Raw genomic sequence first — 23,042 nt, forward strand, 5'->3', positions numbered from 1 at the left:
CTATTTGTTTTCGTGTAGATTTCGAACTGCTGTAATTCTTGAGGCGATGAAGATACTGGTTAATTCTCTGGCCTCTTTCAGCATTTTGTTTGATTGCTCGTCATTTTTCAAATTTTCATCCTGAAGAAATTCCATCCAAAAAATACACTCATCAGCTTCTTCGATCACGATCCCTAGTTTAGAAATAAACGCCTTTTTTGATTGGCCTAAACAAGCGGCCCTATAATTAGCGGCAACAGAAGTGGAACATCTAATCAATTGATTTTCTATATGATTTCCGAGCTTTGAATTAGACTTCGAAAGTTCAATGGCAATCTTCACACATTCGTGAGCAAATTTTTTTGTGCGGAGGATTAACTCATTTTTCATTTAACAATTAATCAATATTCCTTATACATTATTCATTTATACAGCCAGGTTTGCAAAATAATAGTCGCGCTAATTTCATCGATCAAAGCTTTATCCCTTCTTTTTTTCTTTTTTTGTCCGCTGTCTATCATACTCTGAAAAGCCATTTTGCTCGTAAAGCGTTCATCTACTCGCTCCACCGGCATCTGCGGAAATTTACTCTCAAAAAAAATTAAAAATTCTGAAATATTTGCTTCAATACCAGAAGCCGAATCATCCATACGTCTGGGTTCCCCCACTAAAACTCTTTCTACATTTTCTTTATGAAAATAAGCCTGAAGAAACTCGATCAAATTCCTGGTTTCCACCGTAGTTAAACCGGACGCAATGAGTTGCAGGTCATCGGTAACCGCAATTCCCGTTCGTTTTAATCCGAAATCCAAGGCAAGTATTCTGGCCATTTCAAAAATTTGAACAAAGGTAAGGTTTATATTGGTTTGTCTGTAGATATTGGCCCGTAGCTCTTATATTTGAAAAAAATTAAAAATGGAGCAATTACAAGCGATAATCGAAAATGCCTGGGTGAACAGAGACCTATTAAAAGATACACAAACTACAGATGCGATACGTAAAGTGATCGACCTTTTAGATAAAGGAGAACTTCGTGTTGCTGAGCCGGTTTCAGGGGGATGGCAGGTAAATGAATGGATTAAAAAAGCAGTTGTGCTTTATTTTCCTATTCAGAAAATGGAAACACTGGAAGCCGGAATTTTCGAATATCACGATAAAATGCCTTTAAAAAGAGGTTATAAAGAAAAAGGAATCAGGGTCGTACCAAATGCCGTAGCCAGACATGGCGCTTATATCTCTTCTGGAGTGATTTTGATGCCCAGTTATGTGAATATTGGCGCTTATGTAGATGAGGGTACGATGGTAGATACCTGGGCCACGGTGGGTAGTTGTGCGCAAATTGGTAAAAATGTTCACCTGAGCGGTGGTGTGGGAATTGGCGGTGTGCTAGAGCCTTTACAGGCGGCTCCTGTTATCATCGAAGACAACGCTTTTATCGGTTCAAGATGTATCGTCGTGGAAGGAATTCGGGTGGAAAAAGAAGCGGTTTTGGGCGCAAATGTCGTGCTGACGGGTTCTACAAAAATCATAGACGTAACTGGTGATAAACCTAAAGAATACAAAGGCTATGTACCAGGCCGGTCTGTGGTGATCCCGGGAAGTTATACCAAGAAATTCCCTGCCGGGGATTTTCAGGTGCCCTGTGCATTGATCATTGGTAAGAGAAAAGAAAGCACCAATAAAAAAACTTCCCTGAACGACGCTTTAAGAGAATATAGCGTGGCGGTGTAAACCCTCCCCTAGTCCCTCCCAAAGGGAGGGGAATCATAAAGACCAAAAATATTAGATTAGGAAAGGATGAAAATATTGATCATACAGATGAAAATGATTGGGGATGTGCTTACATCCTCCATCCTCTTTGAGGCACTGCGTGAGAAATATCCTGAAGCCGAGCTACATTATCTAGTTTTCGAGCACACGCTTCCTATAGTAGAAAACAACCCTTTTATAGATTATGTAATCGTTTATAAAAAAGATCAAAGGTTTTCAGAACTGGCTAAGAATATTCGAGCCCAAAAATACAATGTGGTCATCGATGTGCTTTCAAATCTAAAAACAGCCATGCTCACGGGAATTTCCGGGGCGAAAATTAAGGTTTCTTACGATAAATTTTACACCAGGCGTGTCTCCACACATGTTTTCAGCAGAAATATCCAGGCTAAAACCATAGCAGGTTCGGCTATTGAGAAAAGGCTAAGAATGCTTTCTCCACTTTCTCCAGATTTCCCTACGGAAATAAAACCTAAAATTTATCTTACCGAAACAGAGATCGAAAAAGCAAAAGCTACTTTAACTGCTTCTGAAATTGATCTGAATAAAACGATCTACATGATCGGCGCTTTGGGAAGTAACCACAAGAAGACCTATCCCCTTCCTTATTTCGCGAAATTGCTGGATCAAATTGTAGGCAGCACTAAGGCTGAATTGCTTTTTAACTATATGCCCTCGCAACGCGGAGAGATCGAAAAATTATTCGATTTATGCCAGCCAGGGACTCAACAGCATATTCATTTAAATATCTACGGAAAGAATTTGCGGGAGTTTTTAGCGCTTACCTATCACTGTGATGCCCTGATCGGGAATGAAGGCGGAGGCGTGAATATGGCCAAAGCACTGAATGTTCCGTCTTTTGCAATCTTTGCTCCTCCTTTAAATAAGTCTAACTGGAATATGTATGAGGATGGCAACAAGAACGTTTCGGTACATTTGAAAGATTACAAACCGAAATTATTTGAAGTCAAACCTGAAAAACAACTCAAAAAAGAATGGGAGCCTTTTTATCAGAAATTCCTTCCCGAACTAATCGAAAATGACCTGCATCAATTTCTGAAAAATAACTCGAAATGAAGTATCGCTTCCTGATTTATATTAACCACGCATATGCGATCCCAATTGGAAACCCGCTGCAGGAGGAAATTCAAAAAAGAAGTGATACTGTAAAGTGGTTTTCTGGAATGGAAGAGCCTAAAAAGTTATTTCCGCAGCATGGAGAACTTATTGAAAGCGTAGAAGATGCAATAGCTTATAATCCGCATTTCGTTCTAGCCATCACCGATACCGTGCCCGACTTTTTCCCGGGATTAAAAGTGCAGGTTTTTCATGGTTTTCCGGCGAACAAACGCAAAGGAACCGATCAATTTACCATCAGAGGCTTCTTCGATCTTTATTGCACTCAGGGACCCTCCAGTACAGTTCCTTTCAAAGAACAGCAAAAGAAATATCAAACATTTGAAGTAATAGAAACCGGCTGGTCCAAAATGGATCCGCTATTTCCCCTGGAAGAAAATCAGAATGAGAAACCGGTCATTTTGATCTCTTCCACTTTTACGAAATATTACAGCCTGGCACTAAAAAATGATGTGTTGGCAGAAATAGCTAGATTATCAAAAACCGGTAAATATCAGTTCATGGCGGTGCTACATCCCAAACTCGAAGCAAAAACCGTTAAAAAATTCAGAAGTCTGGAGAATGAAAATTTCAAATTCTACGATACTACAAATCTGATTCCGCTATTCAAAAAAGCTGATATCATGTTCTCTGATACTACTTCGGCAATTATTGAATTTTTATTGCAGAGAAAACTAGTGGTCACTTTTAAGAATAATATGCCCGGACCTTATTTAATAGATGTTTCAGAAGTTTCTGATATTGAAGGTGCATTTGAAAGAGCCTTAGATTATCCGGTAGGTTTGATTAAAGAAATCGATAAATTTGCAAAATTTTCTCATCCGTATCAAGACGGCAAATCAAGCAAAAGAGTCATTGATGCCTGTATAAAATTTCTTCATGAGGACAAATCTTATTTAAAATCAAAGCCTTTAAATCTTATAAGAAAGTATAAAGTTAGAAAGACATTAGGCTACTGGACTTTTAAAAGTTTTTCAGCTCCTTATACTTTAAAAAAAGAAACTTAGTTTTTCCAAAATTTCAATTTTTTCTTCCATCTTTTTTCCCGGTGAAACCGTTCCTGAAATTGCTGCGTTAAAAACCACATTTTTCCAAAAACTTCTTCTTCCGGTTTATTCACGAATTTAGCATATTCGTTGGCCATGATCACCACCATTTCTTTTTTGGGAGTTAACCTGCTAAAATTATTCATTCGCTCCAGAAAAGTCATTTCTTTAAAATTCATGCGGTTGAGATCCACCAGATAGAAATCATAATGCCCACCATTCTTCTTAATCAAAGTATTTCCCGGCGAATGGTCTAAGAATTCAATATTTTCTTCGTGGAGCTTAAAAGTGAAGCGGGTGAAAGCGCGAAGGATTTCTTCATGATCGGGAAAATTAGGATTGGATACCAGCTCTCGAAAAGTGAGATCGGCATCTAAATGTTCACAAACATAATAGCTTTCCTGAAAAGTATTTCCTTCGCTATTTTCGAAGAAGGCAATGGGCTCTGGGGTGCCAATCTTTTTATCCTTTAATACATTTGCATATCCATAAGAACGCTGGGCTTTAGATTTCCTGAAATATTTATAAGTGATTTTATTAATAAAATTTGGAACTTTAAACGACTTCACATTTAGTATCTTTCCATCGAGATCAAAAAGTCTAATCTCATTTCGGCCACTGCTTAAAACCTCTCCAGAATTTTTGAAATTCTCTATGAGCGCAAGGACTTTTTCGGGATCATATTTTTTAGAAACAACCGATTTCATAATACAAAAATACAATAATGTTTTAGCGAAGCATTGGCTTATAAACTTTTTCAAAGTATATGGAATTGAATTTAAAATTTTGAAATTATTTACCTTGCCAGAAATTCTTCAGCAATGAAACCTTTTAAGATCGCCTTTCTTTTTCTCGACGAAATCCATCATATCTATCATTTTATTACGGTGGCGATCGAACTTTCCAGAACCCAGGAGGTAAGTATCCTCACCCATCCAAAATGTGATCCTTTGCTTTTTAAAAGTCTGAAAGAACTTGGCGGGGAAAATGTAAAAGTTGAAAAACTAAAAACCTCTGCATTTCGTGCATTTACTGATAAATTGAAGAAAAGGGAACTTCCCAGAAAAGGTTTTTGGATCAGGAAAAATCAAAAATATATTCTAAATAATTTTGATGCGATTGTTTTTAGCGACTTTTTTCACCGGTATTTTCTAAAGAATAGAAAAAAAAAGTGGCTCAAATTATTGAAATTTGATCATGGTGCGCCCGGCCGTTCCTACAGCTATAATGAAAAACAATTGGAGTTTGATTTTCAACTTCTGTATGGAGAATTTATGTACGAGCAATTTAAAAAAATGGGTATTCTAGGTGCTCACCCTGTAGTTGCCGGATACCCCAAACATGATGCTATTGCAGAAAATAAAAAGGAAAAATTCTTCGGAAATGCTCATCCAACGATTATCTATAATCCACATTTTGACCCGGAAGTAACTTCGTGGAAAAAAAGCGGACTTCAAGTGCTGAATTTTTTCTACGAACATCCTGAATATAATTTGATTTTCGCTCCGCACCTGCACTTGTTTCAAGAATTAAAGGGTGGACATTCAGTAGCTGAAATTGGCCAGAAATATTTTAATGCGAATAATATTTTAATAGATCTGGGCAGTCCAAAAAGTGTTGATATGAGCTATGTAAACAGTGCTGATATTTATCTTGGCGATGTTTCCAGCCAGGTTTACGAATTCATCCATGAACCACCACGACCCTGTATTTTTCTTAATCCCAATCATTTTGATTACAAAAATGATATAAAGTTCAGGTTTTGGAAATTGGGTGAAGTCATTGAAAATGTTTCACAACTTGAAGATGCATTGGAAAATATTCAGCAAAAATTTGAAAAGAATTATCTGGAGATTCAAAAGAAAATAGATAGTGAAAATTTCTATTCCGAACCTGGAAGTACGGCTTCAGAAAGGGCCGCCAAATTGATTATCGCTTTTTTGGAAAAAGAAAGACAAACTTAAAGATATTGATCAATCCCTTTTGCACAGCGTTTCAGATTTTCCTGTGCAGTTTTCGCCTCAATTTTTTCATTGATATTTTCCTGGCTTCGCGAACTCGCTTTATGCCAGATATGATACAAAATTCCACCATACCGCAAACGTTTCCCTTTCACACCGGAGTTTAAAAGCCTGATGATCATTTCTGAATCTTCCTTTCCCCAACCGGTCATTTCTTCATTATAACCATTAATGCTAATAAAATCTTTTCTCCAAAAAGAAAGGTTACAGCCACGAACTTTTTTGCTCAATTCGGTAGTTTCAGTATATAAATCACGAAAAAGGGGAACATGTAGGTTGCGTGTTTTCCTGGAAATTTTATTTGAAGTGAAATTGAACCGGGTCTGTTCTGTTTGAAATACCTCTGCAACGGCATTTTCTTTAATATTAACCCGGCTTCCAAATAGAAAAGTATCATCTTTTGCAAGAATGAGATGATCTTCCACAAATTTTTCATGAATAATACAATCCCCATCAATCTGGATAATATAATCTGCCTTTGAAGCGGCTATTGCTTTATTTAAGATAGACGTACGTTTAAAACCATCATCTTCCTGCCAAATATGTTTTATGGGCAATCCCAACTTTTTGAAAATATCAATTACATCTTTGGTTTCATTTGATGAACCATCATCGGCAATAAGGATTTCATCGGGTTTTACAGATTGTTTTTCCACGCTTTTTAAGACCAGATGTAAAGCATCGGGCCAGTTGTAAGTGGAGATCAAAAGCGCATTATTCATGAAATCTAAATTGAAAGTTCAAAATTAGGATTTTTAAATCTATATAAACTTCAATATAATATATAGCTGTTGAAGAAAATGTATTTTTGCAGTATTAACAAAGCCTCAAAACTTATTTCAAGAAACAAACTCAATATTTTACATCTTTCCGCGACTTATAACTGGGGTGGCGGTGAAAATCATATTGAGAATTTATGTGATGAATTGACTAAGATCGATTCAGAAATAAATAATTACATACTTTGTCCCAGGCAATCAGAATTTCATGCAGTTTTAAAGAAAAAAAAACTTAGTTTTTATACCGCATCTTTGGCCATAAAATTTGACCTCCGGTATGTCTCAAAGATCATAAGGCTTACCAGAAAATTGAAAATTGACCTTATCCACATTCATGATTCCACGGCATTAACCCTTTCCGTAATGGCGACAAAACTGGCAAAATTACCTCCTTTCGTGTTAAGCAAAAAAACATCATTTGCTATTAAAAACCGAAAAGGCACGCTTTATAAATACAACCATTCCAATATCGCAAAAATCCTTTGTGTTTCAGAAAGAACAAAAAGCGTTACTTCGGAAAGCGTTAAGGATAAAGAAAAACTGGTTACCATTTACCACGGCACCAGGGTTCCGAAAGAAGAAACCAAAATAATCGATCTTCGGAAAAAATTGAATATCCCAAAGGATAAAATTTTGGTGGGCACCATTGCCAACCATATTCGTGCGAAAAATCTGCAGAATTATATTGATGCCGTAGATTATGTTATCAATAAACTAAATCGCAAAGATTTCCATTTTGTGGAAATTGGAAGTTTCACCAGGCGGTCTCAAACTTATTTTGAAAGCATCAAATCTAAAGGTTTGGAAAAACATATCAGTTTTTTAGACTTTCTGCCCGAGGCTTCTCAGGTGATTCCGCAATTTGATATCTCCTTTTTGACTTCCCAAAGTGAAGGAATTCCGCAGTTTATTTATGAAAGTTTTTATTATGAGGTTCCGGTAGTAAGCACCAACGTTGGGGGAATTCCCGAAATTATTAAGCATGGGGAAAATGGCTATTTATGTGATCCCCATAATCCTGCCTGTTTAGGAGATAAATTAATAGCTTTGCATTCAGATAAAGAACTTCGGAAAAAATTTACGGAAGTTTCCTTTAAAAAATTACATACGAACTACACTTCCGCCATCATGGCTCAAAAAACCTTGGAAGTTTATAAAGAAATTATATATGGAGAAGTTTGATCAGGAAATTTGGAATTGTATAGATGTTCTAAAACGTGGCGGCATCATCCTCTATCCTACAGATACGGTTTGGGGAATTGGCTGCGATGCCACCAACGCCGATGCTGTAGATAAGGTGTTTGCCTTGAAAAAACGTCAGGAAAACAAAGCACTAATTTGCCTGGTCTCCAATTTTAAAATGTTGGAGCAGTACGTGGAAAATGTGCCTGAAACAGCCTATGATATTCTAAAATATGCAACTAAACCAACGACGATCATTTACGATCAGCCTTATCATATTGCTGAAAATCTGGTAAGTGATGATAATACGCTGGGAATTCGTGTTGTGCGGGATACTTTTTGCTCCGGACTCATCAAAAAGTTGAAAAAACCAATCGTATCTACTTCAGCAAATATTAGTTCCCAGCCAACGCCACAATCTTTCGATCAAATCACGCCTCAAATTTTAAAAGGTGTGGACTATGTAGTAAATTTGGACCGTTCAAAAAAGTCGCCTAAACCATCAGCAATAATTAAGCTGAGCAATGACGGGCAGGTGAAAGTGATACGCAAATAAAAAAATTGAAAGTATTTTTTATTTGCCCCTCTCCTCACCCCTCTCCCCAAGGAGAGGGAGAAAAGGAAAAATGCTGCCTGTTTCGGCAGTTAGGCCAGATGAAGAAGGAGTGGAAAAATTATTAAAGTAAGAGATGCCGAAATACCACAATTACAGGAAAGCTTTACAACATCCTATATTTTCAATTATTGCTGAAGCTGCCGATGAACTGCAGGTAGAAGCCTATGTTATAGGAGGCTTTGTTCGGGATCATCTTCTTGAGCGTGGCGAACCAAAAGATATTGATATTGTGGCCGTGGGAAGCGGTATGGACCTCGCTGCAAAAGTTTCAGAAAAGCTTCAGCATAAACCAAAGGTTCAATATTTTAAAAATTTTGGAACTGCTATGCTTCGCGCCTATGATATGGAGATTGAATTTGTAGGTGCAAGAAAGGAAAGCTATCGCGAGGATAGCCGAAAACCGGTTGTGGAGGATGGCACGCTGCAGGATGATCAAAATCGAAGGGATTTCACTATTAACGCGCTTGCTTTAAGACTCAATGAGAACGGATTTGGTGATTTACTGGATCCCTTTGATGGTTACCATGATCTTCAAAAGAAAATAATCAAAACTCCCTTAGATCCTGATATCACTTATTCAGATGATCCTTTGCGGATGTATCGTGCGATTCGCTTTGCGTCGCAATTAAATTTTAGGATTGAAGCAGCATCATTAAAATCTATTAAAGAAAACTGCAATAGAATTAAAATAATTTCGAAAGAGCGAATTGTCGACGAATTGAATAAAATTCTGCTAAGTCCAAAACCTTCAAAGGGTTTTGCCCTGTTATATAAAACAGGTTTGCTTAAAAAAATTCTTCCGGAACTTACTGCCCTGGAAGGAATTGATGAAGTGGAAGGGCAAACGCATAAAGACAATTTTTGGCATACTCTGGAAGTAGTAGATAATATTTCTCAAGAAACTGATGATCTCTGGCTACGCTGGGCGGCACTTTTACACGATATAGGTAAAGCGCCTACTAAGAAATTTCATAAAAAAATTGGCTGGACCTTTCACGGACATGAATTTGTAGGAGCTAAAATGGTCTTTAAACTATTTAAACGAATTCGTCTTCCCCTCAATGAGAAAATGAAATTTGTGCAAAAAATGGTTTTATTAAGCTCCAGGCCTATTGCCATTGCTGATGATAGCGTGACTGATTCTGCTGTACGCCGACTCATTTTTGACGCTGGTGATCATATTGACCATCTAATGATATTATGCGAAGCGGATATTACGACCAAAAATCCAAAGCGTTTTAAAAAATATCATCAAAATTTTCAGGTAGTACGGGAAAAAATCCAGGAAGTTGAAGAACGGGATCATGTGAGAAATTTCCAACCACCGGTAAGCGGTGAAGAAATCATGGAAACATTTGGAATAAAACCGGGCAGGGAAGTCGGGCAAATAAAAGCTGCGATAAAAGAAGCTATTCTTGAAGGTGATATTCCAAACGAATATGAAGCTGCCCGAAATTTTATGCTGAAAAAAGGGGAATTATTAGGATTGACTGTGGATTAATGTAATTAATTTGAAAATGTGGGAATTTGAAAATTTGAAATGAATAAATTATTTGATGTCAGCCTGAGCAGAGTCCTTAATTTAATAAAAGTAGTGTCAGCCTAAGCGCAGTCGTAGGCCTTACTTTTAAAAATAAAATGAAATGTACCAGCCTAAGCGCAGTCGAAGGCTTCACTTGAAAATTAAAATGAAATGTGCCAGCCTGAGCGCAGTCGAAGGCCTAACTTCTAACTTCTAAAATGTATAGAAACTGGGTTAAAATATCGCTAATACTTGTTTATCTGGTCATTATTGCCGGCGCAGTGGTAAGAATGACCGGTTCCGGAATGGGTTGTCCAGACTGGCCCAAATGTTTCGGCTATTATATCCCGCCTTCAGAAAGAACTGAACTTGAATTTCAGCCAAATAGAACCTACAAAGAAGGTCAGGTGATCATCGTTGACGAAACTTTAAAAGTGGCCGCAAAAGATTTTACCACTTCAGAAATATATTCCGAAGCGAATTGGAATAATTATGAAAAACACGATTACGCGATTTTTAATCCCACGCATACCTGGGTGGAATATATAAACAGGTTAACGGGGGCTTTAGCCGGATTGGCTGTGTTCATTATGGCCTTGCTTTCGCTCAAAAAATTCCGATTTCGAAAAAGGATCACTATACTTTCCTGGCTATGTGTATTCCTCATGGGGTTTCAGGGTTGGCTTGGTGCGACCGTGGTTTATTCAGTTTTGGCCCCGGTAAAGATCACTATTCATATGGTGATGGCCCTTGTTATCGTAGCGGTGCTACTCTACCTACTCTACTTCTCTTCCGAAATAAAAAATGAGCATAAAAAGACTACAGTTTTTCAGAACCTCCTGATCCTGGCCTCTATCTTAACGCTGGTTCAAATTATTATGGGAACTCAGGTAAGGCAATTTGTAGATGAACAAATTAGGGCCATGGGCTATGGAATGGAATCGGCCTGGCTGGATCATCCAAACCTTACCTTCTATGTTCATCGTTCGTTTTCAATATTGGTGCTTTTAGTGAACCTTTTTCTCTGGTGGCAAAATCGGAACCTTCATCTCAAATTCTCTAAAATAAATTGGGTCATAGATCTTATTATTATCGAAATTATCACCGGTGTGGCGATGTACAATTTTGATTTTCCGCTGTTATCACAGCCACTACATTTAGTGATCGCTACATTCCTTTTTGGCCTTCAATTTTACCTGTTATTGGAATGCTTTTATGCGGAAAGAAAAATTAAAAATTTGTAACTTTGCCCACTAAACGGGTTCAAAAAATGCCCTGATTTTATCATCTAAAATTTAATTTTTTCCGAATAATTTGTGGTCCTATCCTAAAGGATTTGATCCCCAAAATTTTTAGCTATGATTTATAGATTTAGAGTAATTCTTGACGCTGATGATGATGTATTTAGGGATATTGAAATGCTTCAGGAAGGCACCCTGGAAGATCTTCATAATTCCATCGTTCAGTCATTTGGTTTTGATGGGACCGAGATGGCCTCTTTCTACTTAAGTGATGATAAATGGACACAGGGAGAAGAAATTCACCAGTTTGATATGAGTGGCAACGATTCAACAATCAGACTGATGAATGAGACGACACTGGATAGTATTCTTTCTGCCAGCCAGACTAAAATGATCTATGTGTACGATTTCCTAACCATGTGGACATTTTTTGTGGAACTTGCTCAAATTACTGAGCCGGAAGAAGGAAGGGATTATCCCAATCTAATGTATGTGCATGGCCAACTTCCCGATGCTGCTCCGGAAAAAGAATTCGTTGGCGAAAGTGATGAACTTAACGGTGATTTTGATGATGATTTTGATACCGATGACTACGACGACCTTTCTTTTGATGAGAACTGGAATTAGCTAGCCTCGCCCCGACTGTTAAAAGGCAGTTCCGACCTCTCCAAAAGAGCGGTGAAAAAATCCTAAGCATAATGATGGTGAAGTTTACTGTTCACTTTTTAACTTTCAACTTTCTAACTTTTTAACTCCGAATGATCAACTTATTTAATGCACAAATTGAATCCCTTTCTATTCACCGGGTTGGGAACAAAAACAGAGGTGAGAATATATTTTTATCGGCTTCTACCTATCATTTGAATGATGAGATTACCCCACTTATAAAGGAATATTTCCTAAAACCTTTCCGCGAAAAAGAAGAATCTTATTACAAATTTCATCATGAACATGATCTTGAGTTCAATGAACTTTATAATCTTTCTAAAGAGATCTTTAAAGATCCGCTAAACACTCACGAATATTCTAAAAAAATAGGCACACTGCTTTATGAGCAGTCCACGCACCCGCATATAAAAAGTGGGGAAGTTTACGTGGTATATTTTGAGAATATGCAACTGGATAATGAAAAAGTTTCCGCAATTGGAATTTTTAAATCTGAGTTAAAACATGACTTTCTTCAGTTTGAGCAAAAATCCAGCAATCTGGAAATGATCGTTCAGCAGGGAATCAATTTGAATAAATTAGATAAAGGCGCGCTGATTTTCAATAAAAATGAGGAGGAAGGTTATAAAATTCTTTCCGTAGATTCTAACCGTTACGACACCAAATACTGGCTGGAAAATTTCCTTGGCGTAGATGTGCTGGCAGATGAAAATTACTTTACCAAGAATTATCTTAATTTCTGTAAAAACTTCGCCAAAGACGTGGTATTTCCTGCGGAAGATAAAAAACAGGAAGTGATGTTCATGAACCGGAGTATGGATTATTTTGCCAAGAATGATGACTTTGAAGAGACCAATTTCATGAATTCTGTGATCGAGAATCCTGAATTAATTCCGGAATTTCAAAATTATAAAGTTGAAAAAGCGCCAAAATTCAAGGTGGAAGATCTCACCACTTTTCCTATTGCGAATAAGGCCGTTACTGAAGCCCGAAAAAAGATCAAGAGTGTGATTAACCTCGATACCCATATTCAAATCAAAATGGATTTTGTGAATTCAGAATCTGCTGAAAAATTTGTAGAAAAAGGCTGGGACGAGGAAAAACAGATGTATTACTATTTGGTTTATTTCAATAAAGAGGAGAAAAACTAGTGTTTTTTAGCAAGTTAAATTTTAAGAATGGCATTGAGAGCGGAGCGAAGCAAATTTGAACGTCACTGCGAGTGAAGCGAAGCAGTCTCTCCATAAGATTCTTCACTCCGTTCGGAATGACTTCCGTTTTATTAAATGCTTCAGAATAGTAATAATCGACCCGGTCATTTCGACCGTAGGGAGAAATCTCACTTTACAAAAGAGTCATCAATACCCTTCAGAAGTACAACTTGAAACTCTTAAAAAGGCACTCTGACTGCGTGACAAATACGTATTCGATCAATTTTGTGAAAAGAAGCTAATTTAAACGTTACTGCGAGCGGAGCGAAGCAGTCTTTAGGAGATTCCTCTCCCGAACCATCGGGATCGGAATGGCTTTCACTTTATTAAATGCTTCAGAATAGTAAATAATTTAAAAAAATATCGTCCCGGTCATTTCGACCGTAGGGAGAAATCTCATAGGAATGAGCAACTAACAGGAATCCTGTTTCCACATTTCGACTCAATGTGACAAAGCATTCGTCATTGCGAGGGAACGAAGTGACCGAAGCAATCACATATAAAGAATAAATCCTTTTAAGAGATCGCCACGCTGCGCTCGCGATGACAAACAGTCCACATTTCGACTATGCTCATGTGACAAATACAACTGGAACAATTTTGTGAAAAGAAGCAAATTTGAACGTCACTACGAGCGGAGCGCAAGCCCCCGGGAGTCAGGATGGTAGATACAGGTATATTAATTCTTTCTATTTTCTTTTCTGGCGCGGAAATATTTTTCAAATTTTTAAATTGGTATATTTTCAAATTGTTCTATTGATACATTGCTACATTTTCACTTTCCGACTTTCCAACTCTAGTCCAACATCCGCTGCATATTCACATTCTCGTAATTTCTTTTCACGAAATCCAATGCAGTCCTAAGAATCTGACCCATGGTGCTGGCGCGCTTAAACTTCATATCATTGGTGAAGTCATAAAGCTGGTTACGAAGTTCCAAAACATTTTCCCGGGAACTTACATGATCATTAATCATGCACCTGATTAATTCCTTATAACGGCTTTTCGTATTGATCATCCTTTTTGCCAGAAGCGAACGTTCTTCTTTTCGGTATTGCTCGATGGAAGAATTCTCCAGTTTTTCTGCTACAAGCTGCACCATCGTAAAATTCTCTTTAAAAAACTGTGGCCGGTATACCTTTAATTTTCCTTCGTAACACTGCTGATCAAAATCAATTGCCCGTATTTGATATTCCACATGATCAAAATCATGGGTAGGGATTACCACATAATTGTAAGAACGCATATCGCCCAAAAGCCTTACCGTACAGCGTTCATTGAATTTTACGAACTGTTTCGCAATTTGTGTTTGCGCTCTCAGGTCACAAACCGGCAAATGATCTTCAATAAAGACATCTCCGGGAATCCCCACAATATGCTCTTCAATCAGGGTATCTTTATACACCAGAAAATTAATTCGGTGAGGTGAAAGCAAATGTTCCAGTTCGAGCCCATAAAGCCTGGAAGCATCGGCCTTTTTTACGTAGAAATAAATAAAACTGTCATTCAGGATATTTCTAATTTTTATTCTGAAAGGTTTTGAATTTCCGAAGGTGCAATAGTCGATAGCATCCACATTCAGAAATTCCAGAGATTCATCACCACCATCAGAATGTAATATGGTATACACCTTTTTCAAACTATAATCGATCTCTGTTCTATCGGCATCAGAATAATAACAGCGCACCCAAAAAGTGTCTTCGTCATGTTGATCGTACACCACGATCGAACCTGAAAATCTAAGAAGATCATCGTAAAAAACAGGGATTTTTGTATTGCGATTGTATTTGGCGAGATATCTATTAAACCGATCATTGATTGGGAAGGATGGTTTTTTTTTAGACATTAATTTCTCTTCCATAAATTTGTTCAGTTTTCTCAAAAATAAGCTTAATATGCGGAAACATGTAACAAAATCCTATTTTAGCCGTCGTATTTAAAAAGTATCCCCAGTTAAAACAGAGGGTCATTTTAACCTAATGGAATATGTCCGCTATAACGCAGGTTATTCTAAATCCACATAGTGAATAAATAATATAACGATCTTGGAAACAATTTTAAGCTTAAACAACCTAACCAAAAAGTTCGGAAAAATTACCGCTGTAGATCAACTTTCCTTTAGTATAGAAAAAGGGAATGTCTACGGAATTTTAGGGCCTAACGGAAGTGGAAAATCAACCACTCTGGGCATGGTCCTTAATGTGGTAAACAAATCCTCCGGAAATTATCAATGGTTTGATGGAAACACTTCTACGCATAATGCTTTAAAAAAAGTAGGTGCCATCATTGAACATCCTAACTTTTACCCTTACATGACTGCAGTCCAAAACCTCGCTTTGGTTTGCAAGATCAAGGGAACAAATCCTAAAAAAATCAAGGAAAAGCTGGAAATAGTGGGCCTGCTGGATCGCAAGGACAGTAAATTCAAGACTTTTTCATTGGGAATGAAGCAGCGATTAGCTATTGCCTCTGCCCTCTTGAACGATCCTGAGATTTTAATTCTGGATGAACCCACGAATGGTTTGGATCCGCAGGGAATTCACCAAATTCGGGAGATTATTCGAAATATTGCCTCTGGAGGAACAACGATCCTTTTGGCTTCTCATTTGCTGGATGAAGTGGAGAAAGTGTGTTCCCATGTAGTGATTATTCGGAAAGGTGTAAAATTATATAGTGGGCTGGTAGATGAAATTGTGAGCAGTCACGGGTTTTTTGAGCTAAAAGCAAAGGATATGCTCCAGCTTGAAAATTTACTGGGCAAACACCCAAAAATTGGTAAAATAGTGGACAAAGAAGGGATGCTTACGGCATTTCTTGATGATCCCATGGAAGCTGATGAGATCAACGAATATCTGTTTAAAAACGGATTATCGCTATCCTTTTTGCTGAAAAGAAAAGAAAGCCTGGAAGAACAATTCCTTCAATTAACTAACCAAACCTCCCAGAATTAATGTTACGATTACTTGAAATAGAATTTAATAAACTTCGCTATAGTCGATCTGCAAAAATTTTGATCATCTCCTATTTCGTTTTGATCACCTTTATTGCCCTGATTGCCTCTATTGAATTTAATATTGGAAATATCGAATTTCGGGTGGCAGACCAGGGTATTTTTAACTTTCCCTACATCTGGCACTTTAATACCTATATCGCCGCATTCCTGAAGTTATTCCTGGCCATTGTCATCGTTTCCATGATGTCCAACGAATACAGCAATAGAACTATCAAACAAAACCTGATCGACGGTTTAAGTAAAAAGGAATTTATCCTTTCCAAATTTCTAACCGTACTGGTTTTTGCCGGGATATCTTCGTTTTTTGTTTTTATCGTCACCATTTTATTGGGATATTCTTTTTCAGATTTTACTGAAATCTCTATCGTTTTTACAGATCTTGAATACCTTTTGGCTTATTTCATTAAACTTACCGGATTTTTCGCTTTCTGTATGTTTTTGGGCATTTTAGTAAAACGTTCTGCCTTTGCCCTTGGTTTTTTAATCGTATGGTATATTCTTGAAGGAATTTTTTATGCCCTGTTGAAATTTAAGTTTTTCAAAGGCACTGAAATTGCTGATAATATACTTCAGTTTTTTCCACTTGCCTCCATGGGGAATTTAATTAGAGAACCCTTCAGTAGACTTAAAGCAGTACAAACTGCGGCCAACCAGATGGGAGCTGATTTTAATATCGATTACAATATTCATTGGTACCAGTTATTGATCGTGATCGTTTGGATTCTAATTTTTGTCTACTTATCCCTTTGGCTGTTGCGGAAAAGAGACCTCTAGAAACAGATTTTAATCCGCCTAGAACTAATCATTTCTAAAGTTGATAAAGGCTTGATATTTGCTTAATTTCGTGCAGCTTAGATTTAGAACAATACCACATGAAATTCAGCATTCAAGCCGATTATAAACCTACTGGCGATCAGCCCAACGCGATTAAAGAACTGGTTCAGGGGCTTAACCGAAATGACCGATATCAAACTTTATTAGGGGTTACCGGTTCCGGGAAAACATTTACCGTGGCCAATGTGATTGAAGACGTGCAAAAACCTACATTGGTTCTTGCCCATAACAAAACGCTGGCAGCTCAGCTCTATTCTGAATTTAAGCAGTTCTTCCCTGAAAATGCCGTGGAATATTTTGTGAGCTATTACGACTATTATCAGCCGGAAGCTTTTATTCCCAGTTCTGGAACTTATATCGAAAAAGATCTTTCCATCAATGAGGAGATCGAAAAGTTAAGACTTAGCACCACTTCCTCGCTTCTAAGCGGAAGAAGGGATGTGATCGTGGTAGCTTCTGTTTCCTGTTTATATGGGATTGGAAACCCGGTAGAATTTAAAAAGAATGTGGTTTCAATACAGCGGGATATGCAAATTTCGCGAACGAAATTTTTACAAAGCCTTGTACAAAGCCTTTACAGCCGTACCGAAGCCGAATTTACCCGCGGAAATTTCAGAATTAAAGGGGATACGGTAGATGTATTTCCAAGTTATGCTGACAATGCTTTCCGAATTCATTTTTTTGGGGATGAAATTGAAGAAATTGAAGCTTTTAATCCGGGAACCAACGATATTATTGAAAAATATGAACGCCTGAATATCTATCCCGCAAATATGTTCGTGACCTCTCCAGATGTGCTACAGGGGGCGATCAGGGAAATTCAGGATGATCTGGTAAAACAAACCACCTATTTTCAGGAAATTGGAAAGACGCTGGAAGCCAAACGACTGGATGAAAGAACAAATTTTGATCTGGAAATGATTCGTGAGTTGGGCTATTGTTCGGGAATTGAGAATTATTCAAGATATCTGGATGGCCGGCTTCCCGGCACACGCCCTTTCTGCCTACTGGATTATTTTCCGGATGATTACCTGATGATTGTAGACGAAAGCCATGTAACGATCCCGCAAACCCATGCTATGTATGGTGGTGACCGTTCCCGAAAGGAAACTTTGGTGGATTATGGTTTTCGACTTCCTGCCGCGATGGATAACCGTCCGCTAAAATTTGAAGAATTTGAAGCTCTTCAAAATCAGGTGATTTACGTAAGTGCTACCCCTGCAGATTATGAACTTCAGCAAAGTGAAGGGGTGTATGTGGAACAGGTAATTCGACCTACGGGGCTATTGGATCCAATAATTGAGGTGAGACCAAGTTTGAATCAGATTGATGATTTGATCGAGGAAATTCATGTGCGCGTAGAAAAAGACCAGCGTATCCTGGTTACAACACTTACCAAAAGAATGGCTGAAGAACTCACGAAATACCTCACCCGAATCGATGTGCGTTGCCGTTATATACATTCTGATATTGATACTTTGGAACGCGTGGAAATCATGCAGGATTTACGAAAAGGAATTTTCGATGTGCTTGTGGGAGTTAACCTTTTAAGAGAAGGATTAGATTTACCGGAAGTTTCACTGGTCGCCATTATTGATGCAGATAAAGAAGGATTTTTGAGAAGTAATAGATCCCTTACCCAAACCATTGGTAGGGCCGCAAGGCATGTGGAAGGAAAAGCGATCATGTATGCTGATAAAATCACTGCGAGCATGCAGAAAACCATTGATGAAACTGAATATCGCCGGGAAAAACAGATCGAATATAATAAGGGAAATAATATTACCCCCACAGCGATCAATAAGAAATTTGACAGTGCCCTGGTTAAACAAAAACTGGACATTTACGATTTCGAAAGATCCCTGGATCTCAAAGCTGCGGAAGGTGAACCTGAATATTTAACAAAACCCCAGATCGAAAAGAGGATCAGAGAGAAGAGAAAATCTATGGAAACTGCCGCAAAAGAGCTCGATTTCATGCAGGCTGCAAAGTTGCGCGATGAGATTAAATCACTTCAGGGCAAGCTCGAAGAAATAGCATAATTTTAAGAATCTCTATTTATAATTTATTTTATATTTAGTTAACTCTAAGACATTTAGTAATGTTGAAGTGGTAAATAAACCTTTATTTGCTATGAAAAACTTATGCATTATCACTACGCTTATCGCGATCAATTTTGCCTTTGCCCAGGTTGGGATTGGTACAACAGATCCTAAAGCCCAATTAGATATTATTGCGACCAATGCGGCTAATCCTGCCGCCATTGATGGTTTATTGATTCCCCGGATCGAAAAATTTCCTTCGGAAAATCCTGATCCAAGTCAGCATGGGATGTTGGCGTTCCTATCCAAAAATATTACAGGATTTAACTCTGGCTTCTATTTTTGGAACGCAACCGATAGTAAATGGAAATCCCTTTCCGTGGATAGCGGTACCGCAAATTTTTATAAACCGGGAACATCTCAAAGTCCGAATAATATTTCAGAAAATATCTATCGCGATGCAAGCATTGGTATTGGGACAGATCAAATTTCTTCCAGACTTCAAATTGCCATTGGTGCGGGAAAAGATCTTACTTTGAAGAAGGGATTGGAGGTAGATAACGCAAATTCTGCCACAGATAATTTAACTACTTACGGTATTATCAGCGATAATCGAAGTGCCACCAATGGTAATAAATATGGTTTCAAAAATAATGTTGGAGGTACGGGAACGGGAATTCATTATGGAATTTTTAATGAAAGCTATCAAAATACTGGCACCAACGACATTTACGGAATTTTCAATCGGGTAGGTAGAACATTTGGAGCTAAAAGTAACAACTATGGTATTTATTCTGAAATTGGAAGTATTCAGGGTGTAGGTAATATTTTCGGAATATATAGTATTGCACTGGGCGATGCGAATAGTAATGTCTTTGCCGGCTATTTTGTGGGAAGGGTCGGCATTGGAACATCCACAGAAACTGAATATGTACTTCCTTTAAATCGCGGACTGGAAGGACAGGTGATGGCGACCAATTCCAGCGGACAGGTTTCATGGACCAATCCCGGATTTCAAAATTATTCATCAACTACTAGCGCAACAGGGGATTTTGTGATCACTGATGAAATTGGTAGTTTAAGGATCAACAATCAGATATCCGGGATTGTCATTCCACCTTCCTCAGTTAACAAAGGAAGAATTATAAGGTTGATTAACTGGCCAGGGAATTCTGAGAAATCTTTTATATTTTCAGGGAGTGATGATTTATTCGATGTAAAGACCAATTCAAAAATAGTGTCGATAAAACCTCAGCAAATATTTACCATACAAAGTGCCGGAAATAGATGGCTCTTGATAGATTACTAAAAACTGATTTAAAATAAAAGACCTCCCAGGTTTTGAAAACCTGGAAGGTCTAATGATAATAAAATTACTTAAATTCTTCAAGCTCATGTACTTAAAAAGTACGATAAGAATTTATTTAATTTCAATCAGGCGTTTTGGTTTTGCCTTTGCTTCCTCTCTTTTTGGAACAGAAATCTTTAACACCCCATCATTATAAGTGGCATTAATTTTTTCACTTTCCACGATATTGGGAAGGGTAAAGACTCGCCTGAAATTACTGTAACTAAATTCCCTTCGCGTACACCTGCCATTATTATCGGTAGTTTCCTTTTCTTCTTTATCTTCAGAAGAAATTGTTAGAATATTGTTTTCTACCTCAATATCAAAATCTTTCTTGGTTTTACCCGGTGCCGCCACTTCTACTTCAAATGAATCATCGTTTTCATGGATATTTACGGCGGGAACATTTCTACCAATATTATTCATCACCGCATTATCACCCAACCAATCAGTCCTAAACATATCATCAAAAACTGAAGGCAACCATCCTGTTTGATTTTCGTTTCTTTTAATTAAGCTCATCACTATAAGTTTTTAGGTTAATAATAATTTTTAAAATTTTCAAGAAAGAGAACAAACAAAATACCATTTAGAATTACCTGCTAATTTGTCTGAATTGATTGTTTTAAACATGTCTTAATGTCATGTTTGTTTAAAAATTACGGAAATCATTTCCTTCTAATGCGATATTCTTAACTTTATCAGACCTTAACTGAATTCATGAAGGAATTATACAATAGAACACGTTCATTTTTTAACGTGGTTGAAAGTAAAATCGCTTTTTACCCCACCGTATTTGCATTGTTGGGATTTCATTTTGCCATTTTGATGCTTTACCTGGAAAACCTGGGAATTTCAAAATACTTAATTGAGCATTTCCCCATCCTTGTAGTCGACAACGGGGACACGGCGATGACCATCCTAAGTTCTTTAATTTCCGGATTAATATCCATGGTGGTGTTTAGTTTTTCCATGGTGATGCTTTTATTAAGTCAGGCTTCCAGTAATTATTCACCACGTCTTTTACCGGGATTGATTAGTGACAAAAGACATCAGATAATCTTAGGAATTTATCTTTTTACGATTATTTACTGCATTTTCGTACTTTTTTCCATTCAGCCCACAGGGGATAAATATCAAATTCCCGGATTTTCTGTTTTGCTGGGTATTCTCGAAACTGTTGTTAGTATTGGGGCCTTTATCTATTTTATACATAATATCTCCCAGAGTATTCAGATTAGTAATATTCTTCAGAATATTTATGCCACTGCCAAAAGACGATTAAATGATCTAATAGAACATGAAGAAGATGATCTTCAGGAGTTTCCCGATACCAGCGATTGGAGTGAATACTATTCAGAAAAAAGCGGGTATCTTCAGAATATCTCTTTTACTAATCTTGTAGATATTTGCCAGAAACATGATATATTGATCCATATTTTACCGGTTAAAGGAATATTTGTGCTACACGGCATCCCTCTGTTTAAAACTAACAGAGAAATTGATAAAAAAATTGAAAATAAAATTCATCCTAATTTCAATTTTGCCAGGGAAGAACTGGTTGCCGATAATTATGCCCTTGCTTTTAAACAAATTACAGAAATCATCGTAAAAGCTATGTCACCGGGGATTAACGATCCGGGAACTGCTATTAATGGGATAGATTACCTTTCTGAATTGCTGGCGTTGCGCATGAAGAAAAAGGATACCAGCAAAATTATAAGAGAAGGAAAGATTTTTGTTAAACTGAACACCGTAGACTTCGATATAATGCTTTACAACATTATGGCTTCCATACGCACTTATTGTAAGCATGATGTGATCCTTGTTCAAAAATTATTGCTCATGTTTTATTATTTACAAAAACAGGAACACAAAAATGAGAGTTATGAAGACAGTATTAATGCCGAAGCCCAAAATTTACTGGTTGATGCTGAAAAAGCAATAAACAATAAAGTTGATGTGAATCATATAAAAAAACTCGCCAAAAGGCTAAATTTACCACAACCTAAAACTGAAGCTTAATGGGATTAACCAATAACGATATATTTAAAAAACTTCGCGTGGCACATAAATTAACCAATGATGATATTGTGGAAATTTGTAGCCTCGTAGATTTTAAAGTGAGTAAAAGTGAATTAGGAGCTATTTTCCGCAAAGAAGGCCACGAAAAATATATGGAATGCGGGGATCAGTTTTTGCGCAATTTTTTGGACGGACTCATCATTCATTTGCGTGGCCCCATGCCGAAGAAATAGTAAGCGGTAAGCGGTAAGCGGTAAGCGGTAAGCGGTAAGCGGTAAGCGGTAAGCGGTAAGCGGTAAGCGGTAAGCGGTAAGCGGTAAGCGGTAAGCGGTAAGCGGTAAGCGGTAAGCGGTAAGCGGTAAGCAAAATTAAAAAAGGAATGAGAATTAGCAGTAATTCTCATTCCTTTTTTATTTAATAAGTCCCTAGCTCAAGCGCTGTCACCAGTCAAATGTCAGCCTAGCGGAGTCGAAGGCAAATTTCATCCCCATCACAGTCAAAAGCAAAATGTCAGCCTGAGATCCCTGAAAAAATTTTCTAGCGTAGGAAATTGAACGTGTTTTTTAGTATATCTAATAAGATGCTGAAACAAGTTACCATTGACGGCAAT

At 37.5% G+C, this 23,042-nt stretch carries 23 protein-coding genes; 16 read left to right on the top strand and 7 right to left on the bottom strand.

Features of this window, described 5'->3' with window-relative positions:
• Together DHD80_RS00865 and ruvX are read right to left on the bottom strand one after the other, a co-directional pair.
• Complete coding sequence (locus DHD80_RS00865; RefSeq protein WP_251738991.1) at positions 1–369, bottom strand: four helix bundle protein; 369 nt, start codon at positions 367–369, stop codon at positions 1–3.
• Positions 370–401: 32 nt separating this feature from the next.
• Positions 402–809: a Holliday junction resolvase RuvX gene (gene ruvX / locus DHD80_RS00870; protein WP_251738992.1), complete on the bottom strand. Its 408-nt coding sequence runs from the start codon at positions 807–809 to the stop codon at positions 402–404.
• Positions 810–894: 85 nt separating this feature from the next.
• Between ruvX and DHD80_RS00875 the strand changes: the two genes are divergently transcribed.
• The 3 genes from DHD80_RS00875 (at position 895) to DHD80_RS00885 (ending at position 3,893) form a co-directional block, all read left to right on the top strand.
• Positions 895–1,710 carry a 2,3,4,5-tetrahydropyridine-2,6-dicarboxylate N-succinyltransferase gene (locus DHD80_RS00875; protein WP_251738993.1) on the top strand — a complete coding sequence of 272 codons (816 nt, stop codon included), beginning with the start codon at positions 895–897 and terminating at the stop codon, positions 1,708–1,710.
• Positions 1,711–1,776: 66 nt separating this feature from the next.
• Positions 1,777–2,826 carry a glycosyltransferase family 9 protein gene (locus DHD80_RS00880; protein WP_251738994.1) on the top strand — a complete coding sequence of 350 codons (1,050 nt, stop codon included), beginning with the start codon at positions 1,777–1,779 and terminating at the stop codon, positions 2,824–2,826.
• Positions 2,823–3,893 (top strand): CDP-glycerol glycerophosphotransferase, encoded by a 1,071-nt coding sequence (locus DHD80_RS00885; RefSeq protein ID WP_251738995.1) that lies wholly within the window; start codon positions 2,823–2,825, stop codon positions 3,891–3,893. The genes DHD80_RS00880 and DHD80_RS00885 overlap by 4 nt, the downstream gene beginning before the upstream one ends.
• Here DHD80_RS00885 and DHD80_RS00890 read toward each other — a convergent pair.
• Complete coding sequence (locus DHD80_RS00890; protein ID WP_251738996.1) at positions 3,890–4,639, bottom strand: lipopolysaccharide kinase InaA family protein; 750 nt, start codon at positions 4,637–4,639, stop codon at positions 3,890–3,892. The two genes, DHD80_RS00885 and DHD80_RS00890, sit on opposite strands and share 4 nt — an antisense overlap.
• 114 nt (positions 4,640–4,753) lie before the next feature.
• Here DHD80_RS00890 and DHD80_RS00895 point away from each other — a divergent pair, with 114 nt between their 5' ends.
• Positions 4,754–5,896, top strand: coding sequence for a CDP-glycerol glycerophosphotransferase family protein (locus DHD80_RS00895; protein WP_251738997.1), 1,143 nt, complete (start codon positions 4,754–4,756; stop codon positions 5,894–5,896).
• Here DHD80_RS00895 and DHD80_RS00900 read toward each other — a convergent pair.
• Complete coding sequence (locus tag DHD80_RS00900) at positions 5,893–6,675, bottom strand: glycosyltransferase family 2 protein (RefSeq protein ID WP_251738998.1); 783 nt, start codon at positions 6,673–6,675, stop codon at positions 5,893–5,895. The two genes, DHD80_RS00895 and DHD80_RS00900, sit on opposite strands and share 4 nt — an antisense overlap.
• Before the next feature lie 78 nt (positions 6,676–6,753).
• On the opposite strand from DHD80_RS00900, the gene DHD80_RS00905 reads away from it, so the two are divergent.
• From DHD80_RS00905 to DHD80_RS00930, 6 genes are all read left to right on the top strand, one after another.
• A complete protein-coding gene (locus tag DHD80_RS00905) occupies positions 6,754–7,914 on the top strand; it encodes a glycosyltransferase family 4 protein (RefSeq protein WP_251739319.1) in 1,161 nt (386 codons plus the stop codon).
• Positions 7,901–8,470, top strand: coding sequence for an L-threonylcarbamoyladenylate synthase (locus DHD80_RS00910; protein ID WP_251738999.1), 570 nt, complete (start codon positions 7,901–7,903; stop codon positions 8,468–8,470). The genes DHD80_RS00905 and DHD80_RS00910 overlap by 14 nt, the downstream gene beginning before the upstream one ends.
• A 133-nt stretch (positions 8,471–8,603) precedes the next feature.
• Positions 8,604–10,031 carry an HD domain-containing protein gene (locus tag DHD80_RS00915; RefSeq protein ID WP_251739000.1) on the top strand — a complete coding sequence of 476 codons (1,428 nt, stop codon included), beginning with the start codon at positions 8,604–8,606 and terminating at the stop codon, positions 10,029–10,031.
• Between the two features lie 239 nt (positions 10,032–10,270).
• Positions 10,271–11,296, top strand: a complete 1,026-nt coding sequence (locus DHD80_RS00920) for a COX15/CtaA family protein (protein ID WP_251739001.1) — start codon at positions 10,271–10,273, stop codon at positions 11,294–11,296.
• Between the two features lie 114 nt (positions 11,297–11,410).
• Positions 11,411–11,920 carry a plasmid pRiA4b ORF-3 family protein gene (locus DHD80_RS00925; protein WP_251739002.1) on the top strand — a complete coding sequence of 170 codons (510 nt, stop codon included), beginning with the start codon at positions 11,411–11,413 and terminating at the stop codon, positions 11,918–11,920.
• Positions 11,921–12,051: 131 nt separating this feature from the next.
• Positions 12,052–13,110 (top strand): nucleoid-associated protein, encoded by a 1,059-nt coding sequence (locus DHD80_RS00930; RefSeq protein WP_251739003.1) that lies wholly within the window; start codon positions 12,052–12,054, stop codon positions 13,108–13,110.
• A gap of 856 nt (positions 13,111–13,966) precedes the next feature.
• Here DHD80_RS00930 and DHD80_RS00935 read toward each other — a convergent pair.
• The gene (locus tag DHD80_RS00935) at positions 13,967–15,031 is read right to left on the bottom strand and encodes a hypothetical protein (RefSeq protein WP_251739004.1); all 1,065 of its coding nucleotides are present in this window, start codon (positions 15,029–15,031) and stop codon (positions 13,967–13,969) included.
• 184 nt (positions 15,032–15,215) lie between these two features.
• Between DHD80_RS00935 and DHD80_RS00940 the strand changes: the two genes are divergently transcribed.
• From DHD80_RS00940 to DHD80_RS00955, 4 genes are all read left to right on the top strand, one after another.
• Complete coding sequence (locus DHD80_RS00940) at positions 15,216–16,121, top strand: ATP-binding cassette domain-containing protein (protein ID WP_251739005.1); 906 nt, start codon at positions 15,216–15,218, stop codon at positions 16,119–16,121.
• The gene (locus tag DHD80_RS00945; RefSeq protein WP_251739006.1) at positions 16,121–16,957 is read left to right on the top strand and encodes an ABC transporter permease; all 837 of its coding nucleotides are present in this window, start codon (positions 16,121–16,123) and stop codon (positions 16,955–16,957) included. The genes DHD80_RS00940 and DHD80_RS00945 overlap by 1 nt, the downstream gene beginning before the upstream one ends.
• A gap of 98 nt (positions 16,958–17,055) precedes the next feature.
• Positions 17,056–19,059: an excinuclease ABC subunit UvrB gene (uvrB, locus tag DHD80_RS00950; protein ID WP_251739007.1), complete on the top strand. Its 2,004-nt coding sequence runs from the start codon at positions 17,056–17,058 to the stop codon at positions 19,057–19,059.
• Positions 19,060–19,150: 91 nt separating this feature from the next.
• A complete protein-coding gene (locus tag DHD80_RS00955; protein WP_251739008.1) occupies positions 19,151–20,368 on the top strand; it encodes a hypothetical protein in 1,218 nt (405 codons plus the stop codon).
• 111 nt (positions 20,369–20,479) lie between these two features.
• Here DHD80_RS00955 and DHD80_RS00960 read toward each other — a convergent pair whose 3' ends face one another.
• A complete protein-coding gene (locus DHD80_RS00960; RefSeq protein ID WP_251739009.1) occupies positions 20,480–20,929 on the bottom strand; it encodes an Hsp20/alpha crystallin family protein in 450 nt (149 codons plus the stop codon).
• 198 nt (positions 20,930–21,127) lie between these two features.
• Here DHD80_RS00960 and DHD80_RS00965 point away from each other — a divergent pair, with 198 nt between their 5' ends.
• Together DHD80_RS00965 and DHD80_RS00970 are read left to right on the top strand one after the other, a co-directional pair.
• Positions 21,128–22,432, top strand: coding sequence for a DUF2254 domain-containing protein (locus DHD80_RS00965; protein ID WP_251739010.1), 1,305 nt, complete (start codon positions 21,128–21,130; stop codon positions 22,430–22,432).
• Positions 22,432–22,665 (top strand): DUF1456 family protein, encoded by a 234-nt coding sequence (locus tag DHD80_RS00970; protein ID WP_251739011.1) that lies wholly within the window; start codon positions 22,432–22,434, stop codon positions 22,663–22,665. The genes DHD80_RS00965 and DHD80_RS00970 overlap by 1 nt, the downstream gene beginning before the upstream one ends.
• Here DHD80_RS00970 and DHD80_RS00975 read toward each other — a convergent pair.
• Complete coding sequence (locus DHD80_RS00975; RefSeq protein WP_251739012.1) at positions 22,635–22,835, bottom strand: hypothetical protein; 201 nt, start codon at positions 22,833–22,835, stop codon at positions 22,635–22,637. The two genes, DHD80_RS00970 and DHD80_RS00975, sit on opposite strands and share 31 nt — an antisense overlap.
• Positions 22,836–23,042 lie beyond the last annotated feature (207 nt).

Source organism: Gramella sp. AN32, assembly GCF_023718305.1.
GTDB classification, from domain to species: Bacteria; Bacteroidota; Bacteroidia; order Flavobacteriales; family Flavobacteriaceae; genus Christiangramia; species Christiangramia antarctica.

Bases quoted from the DNA above. Each gene is read 5' to 3' on its own strand.
- DHD80_RS00865 (WP_251738991.1), bottom strand. From the start codon at position 369: ATGAAAAATGAGTTAATCCTCCGCACAAAAAAATTTGCTCACGAATGT.
- ruvX (WP_251738992.1), bottom strand. From the start codon at position 809: ATGGCCAGAATACTTGCCTTGGATTTCGGATTAAAACGAACGGGAATT.
- DHD80_RS00875 (WP_251738993.1), top strand. From the start codon at position 895: ATGGAGCAATTACAAGCGATAATCGAAAATGCCTGGGTGAACAGAGAC.
- DHD80_RS00880 (WP_251738994.1), top strand. From the start codon at position 1,777: ATGAAAATATTGATCATACAGATGAAAATGATTGGGGATGTGCTTACA.
- DHD80_RS00885 (WP_251738995.1), top strand. From the start codon at position 2,823: ATGAAGTATCGCTTCCTGATTTATATTAACCACGCATATGCGATCCCA.
- DHD80_RS00890 (WP_251738996.1), bottom strand. From the start codon at position 4,639: ATGAAATCGGTTGTTTCTAAAAAATATGATCCCGAAAAAGTCCTTGCG.
- DHD80_RS00895 (WP_251738997.1), top strand. From the start codon at position 4,754: ATGAAACCTTTTAAGATCGCCTTTCTTTTTCTCGACGAAATCCATCAT.
- DHD80_RS00900 (WP_251738998.1), bottom strand. From the start codon at position 6,675: ATGAATAATGCGCTTTTGATCTCCACTTACAACTGGCCCGATGCTTTA.
- DHD80_RS00905 (WP_251739319.1), top strand. From the start codon at position 6,754: ATGTATTTTTGCAGTATTAACAAAGCCTCAAAACTTATTTCAAGAAAC.
- DHD80_RS00910 (WP_251738999.1), top strand. From the start codon at position 7,901: ATGGAGAAGTTTGATCAGGAAATTTGGAATTGTATAGATGTTCTAAAA.
- DHD80_RS00915 (WP_251739000.1), top strand. From the start codon at position 8,604: ATGCCGAAATACCACAATTACAGGAAAGCTTTACAACATCCTATATTT.
- DHD80_RS00920 (WP_251739001.1), top strand. From the start codon at position 10,271: ATGTATAGAAACTGGGTTAAAATATCGCTAATACTTGTTTATCTGGTC.
- DHD80_RS00925 (WP_251739002.1), top strand. From the start codon at position 11,411: ATGATTTATAGATTTAGAGTAATTCTTGACGCTGATGATGATGTATTT.
- DHD80_RS00930 (WP_251739003.1), top strand. From the start codon at position 12,052: ATGATCAACTTATTTAATGCACAAATTGAATCCCTTTCTATTCACCGG.
- DHD80_RS00935 (WP_251739004.1), bottom strand. From the start codon at position 15,031: ATGGAAGAGAAATTAATGTCTAAAAAAAAACCATCCTTCCCAATCAAT.
- DHD80_RS00945 (WP_251739006.1), top strand. From the start codon at position 16,121: ATGTTACGATTACTTGAAATAGAATTTAATAAACTTCGCTATAGTCGA.
- uvrB (WP_251739007.1), top strand. From the start codon at position 17,056: ATGAAATTCAGCATTCAAGCCGATTATAAACCTACTGGCGATCAGCCC.
- DHD80_RS00955 (WP_251739008.1), top strand. From the start codon at position 19,151: ATGAAAAACTTATGCATTATCACTACGCTTATCGCGATCAATTTTGCC.
- DHD80_RS00960 (WP_251739009.1), bottom strand. From the start codon at position 20,929: ATGAGCTTAATTAAAAGAAACGAAAATCAAACAGGATGGTTGCCTTCA.
- DHD80_RS00965 (WP_251739010.1), top strand. From the start codon at position 21,128: ATGAAGGAATTATACAATAGAACACGTTCATTTTTTAACGTGGTTGAA.
- DHD80_RS00970 (WP_251739011.1), top strand. From the start codon at position 22,432: ATGGGATTAACCAATAACGATATATTTAAAAAACTTCGCGTGGCACAT.
- DHD80_RS00975 (WP_251739012.1), bottom strand. From the start codon at position 22,835: ATGAGAATTACTGCTAATTCTCATTCCTTTTTTAATTTTGCTTACCGC.